9 protein-coding genes and 1 pseudogene are annotated in these 7,930 nt (G+C 64.4%); 8 read left to right on the top strand and 2 right to left on the bottom strand.

Annotated elements, in window-relative coordinates; genetic code table 11:
• The 5 genes and pseudogenes from EOA60_RS11010 to EOA60_RS10990 form a co-directional block, all read left to right on the top strand.
• A pseudogene (locus EOA60_RS11010) lies at positions 1–221 on the top strand (hypothetical protein); the annotation flags it as partial.
• A gap of 126 nt (positions 222–347) precedes the next feature.
• The gene (locus tag EOA60_RS11005; RefSeq protein WP_127335426.1) at positions 348–731 is read left to right on the top strand and encodes a RidA family protein; all 384 of its coding nucleotides are present in this window, start codon (positions 348–350) and stop codon (positions 729–731) included.
• A 62-nt stretch (positions 732–793) separates the two neighbouring features.
• Entirely contained in the window at positions 794–1,147 is a 354-nt protein-coding gene (locus EOA60_RS11000; RefSeq protein ID WP_066991913.1) for a VOC family protein, read from the top strand.
• Between the two features lie 138 nt (positions 1,148–1,285).
• Positions 1,286–2,389, top strand: coding sequence for a 3-isopropylmalate dehydrogenase (gene leuB, locus EOA60_RS10995; protein WP_095825148.1), 1,104 nt, complete (start codon positions 1,286–1,288; stop codon positions 2,387–2,389).
• A gap of 5 nt (positions 2,390–2,394) precedes the next feature.
• Positions 2,395–2,892 (top strand): GNAT family N-acetyltransferase, encoded by a 498-nt coding sequence (locus EOA60_RS10990; RefSeq protein ID WP_066991656.1) that lies wholly within the window; start codon positions 2,395–2,397, stop codon positions 2,890–2,892.
• On the opposite strand, the gene EOA60_RS10985 is transcribed toward EOA60_RS10990, so the two are convergent.
• On the bottom strand, positions 2,882–3,589 hold the full coding sequence (locus tag EOA60_RS10985; RefSeq protein WP_127335427.1) for a DUF805 domain-containing protein: 708 nt from the start codon (positions 3,587–3,589) through the stop codon (positions 2,882–2,884). The two genes, EOA60_RS10990 and EOA60_RS10985, sit on opposite strands and share 11 nt — an antisense overlap.
• A 147-nt stretch (positions 3,590–3,736) precedes the next feature.
• Between EOA60_RS10985 and EOA60_RS10980 the strand changes: the two genes are divergently transcribed.
• Together EOA60_RS10980 and EOA60_RS10975 are read left to right on the top strand one after the other, a co-directional pair.
• Positions 3,737–5,146, top strand: coding sequence for a glycosyltransferase (locus EOA60_RS10980; RefSeq protein WP_095825149.1), 1,410 nt, complete (start codon positions 3,737–3,739; stop codon positions 5,144–5,146).
• A 285-nt stretch (positions 5,147–5,431) separates the two neighbouring features.
• On the top strand, positions 5,432–6,466 hold the full coding sequence (locus tag EOA60_RS10975; RefSeq protein ID WP_067323616.1) for an aspartate-semialdehyde dehydrogenase: 1,035 nt from the start codon (positions 5,432–5,434) through the stop codon (positions 6,464–6,466).
• A gap of 246 nt (positions 6,467–6,712) precedes the next feature.
• Here EOA60_RS10975 and EOA60_RS10970 read toward each other — a convergent pair whose 3' ends face one another.
• Entirely contained in the window at positions 6,713–7,120 is a 408-nt protein-coding gene (locus tag EOA60_RS10970) for an ACT domain-containing protein (RefSeq protein ID WP_095799597.1), read from the bottom strand.
• Between the two features lie 141 nt (positions 7,121–7,261).
• Between EOA60_RS10970 and EOA60_RS10965 the strand changes: the two genes are divergently transcribed.
• Positions 7,262–7,672 (top strand): DoxX family protein, encoded by a 411-nt coding sequence (locus EOA60_RS10965; RefSeq protein ID WP_127335716.1) that lies wholly within the window; start codon positions 7,262–7,264, stop codon positions 7,670–7,672.
• Positions 7,673–7,930: the final 258 nt, after the last annotated feature.

Genomic DNA, 7,930 nt, shown 5'->3' with positions numbered 1-7,930 from the left:
TCGGCGGCGGCACCGAAAGGACCGCTTCCGGCGCCTTCTATGCCACCGGCTGCGTGCCGCATGACTGCGGCGGCAATGACGGCTTCATGGCGGTCGACCCGGTCAAGCACAAGGTCTATTTCGCCCGCCGCGGCGACAATGGGGAGCCGAATGCCTGGCCGCCGGTGAAGGACTGGCCGGCGGATATCAAGAAGGCGTATGACGACACGCAGGGGAATTAGCCCGAGCGTCAATTGCCAGCTTGCGTCCTTCGCGCCTCCCCGCTGTCCCGCCAGCATCGCGTTGTCTGGCTCACGACTGGGCTGTGGATGCGTTTCAGAATGACCTAACAAATCCTGCGAGGCCCCATGCGCAAGCTGATCTCCACCGGTTCCCCCTTCGAGAAAACCGCCGGCTATTCGCGCGCGGTGGTGCAGGGCGACTGGAGTTTCGTCTCCGGAACGACCGGCTACGACTATGCCACGATGACGATGCCCGACACGGTCGAGGCGCAGACGCGCAATTGTCTTGCCACCATCGCCAAGGCCCTTGCCGACGGTGGCTTCGACATGGCCGATGTGGTGCGGGCGCATTACTATATTACCGACCAGGCCTATGTTGACGTGGTCTTCCCGATCCTCGGCGAGGCGTTCGGGGACATCCGCCCGGCGGCGACGATGATCGTCTGCCAGCTCAACAAGCCGGAGATAAAGATCGAGATCGAGGTGACGGCGCTCAGGCGCACTGTCTGAGGCCTGTCGCCCAGGCTGCGAAGCGGCTGGGCACAACGACGGCGTGGAGCGAGGAGCGGCCCATGGTCAAGGTCAGACGCATCGTCGCCAATATCGAAACGCCCGACATTGCGGCGGCAAAGCGCTTCTATCAGGGCGTGCTTGGCCTCGATCAGCTCATGGATATGGGCTGGATCGCCACGTACGGCTCCCAGCAGACCATGGCCGTCCAGATCAGCTTCATGTCGCAAGGCGGGTCGGGCACGCCGGTGCCGGACCTCTCGATCGAGGTCGACGATGTCGATGATGCGCTGGACCGCATGCGCAAGGCTGGCTTTGCCGTCGAATACGGCCCGGCCGACGAGCCCTGGGGCGTGCGGCGCTTCTATGTGCGCGATCCGTTCGGGCGGCTGGTGAATATCCTGTCGCATCGGTGATGGCGCGCCTACCGGCCTCTTGCGAGATGCTGGCAGGGCAGAGGGGGTGTGAAGGATCTCGAGGCTCGTCCCCTTGCGCACAGCCCGCCCGGCGTTTAGCAAGGCCGCGGTTCAATTCTCTCCCCAGGACGGTTCTCCATGGCTTCGAAAAATCTCTTCCTGCTCGCCGGCGACGGCATCGGCCCCGAGGCCATGGCCGAAGTGAAGAAGTTGATCGCGGCCATGAACGCGAAGCTCGGCAGCGGCTTTGCCACCGACGAGGGGCTGGTCGGCGGATGCGCTTACGACGCGCATGGCGCGGCGATCTCCGATGCCGACATGGAAAAGGCTGTTGCTGCGGATGCCGTGCTGTTCGGCGCCGTCGGCGGGCCGAAATGGGACAAGGTGCCCTACGAGGTGCGCCCCGAGGCCGGCCTGCTGCGCCTGCGCAAGGACATGGAGCTGTTCGCCAACCTGCGTCCGGCTATCTGCTATCCGGCTCTGGCCACCTCCTCCTCGCTCAAGCAGGAGGTGGTCGAGGGCCTCGACATCTTGATCGTGCGCGAGCTCACCGGCGGCGTCTATTTCGGCGAGCCGAAGCAGATCATCGACCTCGGCAACGGCCAGAAGCGCGGCATCGACACCCAGGTCTACGACACGTTCGAGATCGAGCGTATCTCCGGCGTCGCTTTCGAGCTGGCACGCACGCGCAAGAACCATGTCACCTCGATGGAAAAGCGCAACGTCATGAAGTCGGGCGTGCTGTGGAACGAGGTGGTCACCCAGACGCATCAGGCGAAATATGCCGACGTCAAGCTCGACCACATGCTGGCCGATGCCGGCGGCATGCAGCTGGTGCGCTGGCCAAAACAGTTCGACGTCATCGTCACCGACAATCTGTTCGGCGACATGCTCTCGGACATCGCCGCCATGCTCACCGGCTCGATCGGCATGCTGCCGTCGGCCTCGCTCGGCGCGCCGGACGTCAAGACCAAGAAGCGCAAGGCGCTCTACGAGCCGGTGCACGGCTCGGCGCCCGACATCGCCGGCAAGGGCGTCGCCAATCCGATCGCCATGATCGCCTCCTTCGCCATGTGCCTGCGCTATTCCTTCGGCATGACGGTGGAAGCCGACAAGCTCGAAGCGGCGATCGCCGCCGTGCTCGACGACGGCCTGCGCACCAAGGACATCATGTCCGAGGGCATGACCGAGGTCGGCACCACCGAGATGGGCGACGCCATCATCGCCAAGTTCCAGGGCTGATCCCCATGGCAGAGGCGGCGGTCGACGTCCGCTGGGCGACGACCGAAGACGCCGAGGCGCTCGCCACCGTGCTTTGCGCAATGGCGGCGCATTATCGGCAGTCACCGCTCGACCATGCCCGGGCGACGGCCACGGCAAAGCAGTGGCTCGGCGAGGAAAGCCCGGCCTATCCGCATTTCGCGCTGGCCTTCGCCGGTGGCGAGGTGGCCGGCCTGGCCTCGGTCGCGATCGCGCATCCGGGCATCGATCTCGACCGGCTGATGTTCTTGAAAGACCTGTTCGTACGCCAAGAGGCACGAAACGCGGGAGTGGGTGAGGCGCTGATCGGGTTTCTCGCCGGCTATTGCCTCGACAAGCGCATTGGCCGCATCGACCTCACCGCCGAGGACTGGAACGAGGGTGCGCTGCGCTTCTACGAGCGGCTCGGCGCCGAACGCCACGGCCAGAAGATCTTCCTCAGGCTGTCGGGCGAGGCACTAAGGACGGCGGCCGTCAGAATCTAACTCCGCCCGGCACCGGCCCCCACTTGTTGTCGCCGGCCTGGGTCGGGATCAGGCCGAAGACCAGGGTGGCGAGCCAGCCGACATAAGGCACGAAGCAGAGGATGGCGAGCCAGCCGGTCAGGCCGAGATCATGCAAGCGGCGCACGACGAGCGCGACCCACGGCAGGAACGTGAGCAGGACGTAAAGACCGAGAAGGCCGAACATGACGACCGGCTCATCGCCGCCGCCCTCGAGGTCGCCGCGCGACAGGTCCGCGGACAAGCCGACGCCGATGGCGACGACTAGACCGATCGTCCAGAACAGGCAAAAGCCCCAGAACTCCTTGCGCCGGGAGCGGCCGGAGAAGTTGACGTAGTTCGTCGTCACGCCACGCCAGAAATAGCTCCAGAGGCCGGTCGATTCCACCGTTCCGGCCTCGGCGTTGCGGCCGAAATGCGGCTGCCCCGCAGGCGAGCTGCCCGGCAGCGGACGGGCAGGAACTGGAACGTCGTTGTCCGCCGGATCGATGATCCGGGCGCGGGCCGAGAAGACATTGCCGGCACGTTCGCCATTCGGCTGGAACTCGACCTGGGCTCCCCTGGCAAGCGTCGTCTCGCGACGCAGGTCCTCGCGCGCGAAACTGTAGCGCCTGCCGTCGGCGCCGCTGATGAAGCCGAAGCCCTGGCGCTCGTCATAGTGAAGAACTTCGCCGCGCATCAGATCCCCCCGAGCGTCGAATTCTTTCCCTTTGCTCGATTTGACATGAGCGCCGGCCGGCGGGCAAGAGCGATGGCGTTCAGCCGGCTATCTTAGAGGCGGCAAATCGGGATAGAAGCCGCAAGTCGCCTCACAGACCGCGAAGCAATGGCCCGGAAGGACTCGATACTGCTGCCAGAAGCGGCCGACGCTCCCGGCGGCCAAAGACGGAAAATCTGCATCGACGCGACCGGCCTACTCGCCTGGCGCGGCGCGCTGGCCGGCATCCAGCGGCTGGAAGACTTCATGGTCAGGGCAGCGCTCGCCGATCCCGACCCGGATGTCGAAGTGGTGACGCTCGATTTCTCCAGCCATCGTTTCCGGCCGCTCGAAAAATTCGAGATGGATCAGTTGGGCGTCAGCGAGATCGCGCCGTTCCGGCAGCGGCCACGACTGCAAGCCGCTGCCGCGCTGCGACAGGGGTTCCAATCGGCGCGGCGCCATCCAATGGCCAAGAGTGAAGCCGATCGCCAGCTTGCGGGAATGGTGACGAACGGCCGTTCCGGCTTCACCTTCACGGTGTCGAAGCTGTTGCTGCGGGCCTATCGCTTCTCTAGGCGAGCCGGTCTCCGGGCGGGTTTGCTTCGGGGCGATGCGGCGCAGCCGACGAAAGATGTCGGGCCTCGAACCGTACTGATCAGCAATCAGCTGCTGGTCGGCGAAAAGTTAGCGGCGGTTTGCGCCGGCCCCGACAACATAGCCTTTCTTTGCCACGACATGATCCCGACCATGCGGCCCGACCTTGTCGCAAAGAACAGATGGCAGGCCGCCTTCGGGCCCAATCTCGAACGGCTGGTGCGGTCCGGCGCGGCGGCCTTCTGCACCTCCGACACCGCGGCGACGATGCTTGGCGATCACATGCGCAAGGCCGGCATAGATCTGCCGGTCGTCCATCGCTTCCCGATGCCCTCGCTGCTGCATGAGAAGGCCGCGCGGCTGAGAATGACGTCGCGGCTCGAGGCTGGCGAGCCCTACATCCTTTATTGCTCGACCATAGAGATCCGGAAGAACCACATCATGCTCGCCCGCATCTGGCAGCAGGCGCTCGACGAAGGCGTTCGGTTGCCGAAGCTCGTCTGCGTCGGCCGCTGGGGCTGGATGGTCGAGGAGCTCAGCGCCTATCTCAAGGCTCATCCGGGGCTGAAAGAAAAGATCGTCTTCGCGGGTCCTGTCAGCGACGAGGAGCTTATCGGCTATTATCGAAGTACCACCTTCGGCGTTTTCCCCTCGCATATCGAGGGCTGGGGCTATGCCGCTTCGGAGTGTCTGGATTTCGGGGTCCCGGTCATCGTCTCGACCACGCCGTCGCTGATCGAAGCGACCGGCGGCCTGATGCCCGCGGTCGATTCGACCGATCAGATCGGCTGGTATGGCGCAATCCGACGGATGACAGACGACGGTGCCTGGCGCGATTTGCTGGCCGGCCGTATCGCCGAAGAGCACAGGCCGACATCGCCTGCCGAAAGCTGGGCGGCGATAAAGGCCGGGCTCAAGGCGGCAGCAGCCTGCGCCAATTGACTCTTTACGCAAAGCGCGTAAAAGCCGGCAGCGAACGGGATCGTCTTCAATGCGCGGCCATTTGGCTCTTCTGGCATTCGATGCCCCCAGCCACGATGCACAGTATCGGGCCGGGCGTTTCGACGCGTCCGTCCGTTCTCGCAAAACTACGGCCAAAACCACCACCAAAACGGTGTGATTCCCTTGGCCTAACCACCCTCTCCCGGGTTCGGCCCGGGGGACAGAACCCGCATGAGGCCGGCGGGTTTTCTCCAACAACCAAGCGGAGAGGGACAGGAGATTTCGATGAGTTTCAAGGTTGCGGTAGTCGGCGCCACGGGCAATGTGGGCCGCGAAATGCTCAACATTCTGGACGAGCGCGGCTTCCCGGCGAGCGAAGTGGTGGCGTTGGCCTCGCGCCGCAGCCAGGGCACCGAAGTGTCCTTCGGCGACCGCACGCTGAAGGTCAAGGCGCTCGACACCTACGATTTTTCCGACACCGACATCTGCGTCATGTCGGCCGGCGGCAATGTCTCCAAGGAGTGGTCGCCCAAGATCGGCAAGCAGGGCTGTGTCGTCATCGATAATTCGTCGGCCTTCCGTTACGACCCTGACGTGCCGCTGATCGTGCCGGAAGTGAATCCGGACGCGGTCGAACTCTTCTCGCGCAAGAACATCATCGCCAATCCGAACTGCTCGACGGCGCAGCTCGTCGTGGCGCTGAAGCCGCTGCACGATGTCGCCACCATCAAGCGCGTCGTCGTCGCTACCTACCAGTCGGTCTCCGGCGCCGGCAAGGAAGGCATGGACGAGCTGTTCACGCAGACCCGCGCGGTCTTCGTCGCCGACCAGGTCGACGTCAAGAAGTTCACCAAGCGCATCGCCTTCAACGTCATCCCGCATATCGACGTCTTCCTCGACGACGGCTTCACCAAGGAGGAGTGGAAGATGGTCGCCGAGACCAAGAAGATGCTCGATCCCAAGATCAAGCTGACGGCGACCTGCGTGCGCGTGCCGGTGTTCATCGGCCACTCGGAAGCCGTCAACATCGAGTTCGAGAAGCCGATCACCGCCGACGAGGCGCGCGAGATCCTGCGCGAGGCTCCCGGCTGCCAGGTCTTGGACAAGCGCGAGAACGGCGGCTACATCACGCCGCTCGAGTCGGCCGGCGAGGACGCCACCTTCATCTCGCGCATCCGCGAGGATTCGACCGTCGATAACGGCCTGTCGATGTGGGTCGTCTCCGACAATCTGCGCAAGGGCGCGGCGCTCAACGCCGTCCAGATCGCCGAGCTGTTGGTCGAGCGGGGCCTGATCCAGCCGAAGAAGAAGGCGGCTTAATTTCGCTCACGGGCGGCACCGCCGCTTCGCGGCTGGCCCTCCGCGAGGGCGCCGGACGACCGGCGGCCCGCGGTCGCGGGCTCGGCCTTCGGCCGTTGGGCTCTCGCTCACGGGCCGCGCGTCGCGGGCGGCCTTCCGCCGATAGCTCTCTTTTCCCCGTTCACGGGAAAGGTCGCGGCAGGAGGATGAGGGTGGCGCCGCAATGGGTGTGACGAGCGATGCCCGCTGCTTCCATGTGCTGAGGCGCTAGCCACTGTTCTCCGCAGCCAGCTGCCGCAGGATGCCGAGCGCCTCTTCCGCCCGCTCCGCCGGGACAAACAGATGGTCATGATAAAAGGCCGAGACCGGATTGACGCCCATGCCGGCAGCGGCGAGCCGCGTCGTGATCGCGGCCAGAAAGCCGACGGCGTCGAGCGACGAATGGATGTCGAGCGTGATCATCCGGCAGGGGAACGTGCCGGCGAGGCCGGCTAGCTTCGCTTGGTCCTCCGACACGATCAGCGTCAGACCTTCCCGCTCGCGAAACTGCATGACCGGATCAAGACCGTGCGGCACGGCCACACCCGGCGCCAGCGTCGCGAAAACATGGACATCGGGGAGCAGTTTCGGCGTCATCGACGCCAGTAGTCTTTGGAGATTGGTCTCGCCGGTCATTCTCTCTCCTTCGGTCATGCATTCTCACTCAATCATGCGTTCGAAAAAAGCGCACCGGCCCTTGTCGGATCGCCGCCCTGCCCGCCGTCCTTGGCTCGAAACTGGCAAAACAGCCAGGCTCCAACCAAGGAGGGAACACCAATGAGCATTTCAGAAACCGCTCCCGTCTCGAACGGCGCCTTGTGGACCGGGCGCGCGCTTAGCGCCATTGTCATCCTTTTCATGATCTTCGACGGCGTCATCAAGCTGCCGCCGCTGCAGATCGTCACCGAGACGATGGCGCAGCTCGGCTGGCCGGATGACCCAAACACCGCGCGGCTGCTCGGCATCGTCGGCCTGATCTCGACTGTGCTTTATGCGCTGCCGCGCACGTCCGTGCTCGGCGCCATCCTGCTCACCCCCTATATGGGCGGCGCGATTTCCACGCATGTGCGCATCGGCAACCCGCTGCTTTCGCACACGCTTTTCGGCGTCTATCTTGCTGTTGTCCTGTGGGGCGGGCTCTATCTGCGCGACCCCAGAGTGCGCGCGCTGATCCCGTTCAGCCGCTGAGGCGGTTCGTTCTGGTGATTCCACCGGCTGCGGCGACCGCAAGGCTTCGAAGCCGGGTTGCCAAGCTGCGTTACCGAACGCTAATTCGTGAGCACTCTCAATGCTGTCGAGGCCGGTTGGCGCAACCCGCGCCTGCCTTCGAAACAGCAATATTCGTTCCCTTCGGGATCAAATTAGCCGTTTGCGAGTTAAAGCTTGGCGGCGAGGACGGCGATCCCGTGAGAGAGGAACTGAAATGAAGAAAGCGATTACCATTCT

Source organism: Mesorhizobium sp. M1A.F.Ca.IN.020.06.1.1 (assembly GCF_004023265.1).
Lineage (GTDB): Bacteria > Pseudomonadota > Alphaproteobacteria > Rhizobiales > Rhizobiaceae > Mesorhizobium.
The sequence above is the reverse complement of the archived record's forward strand: the minus strand, read 5'-3'. Positions and strand labels throughout refer to the sequence as shown.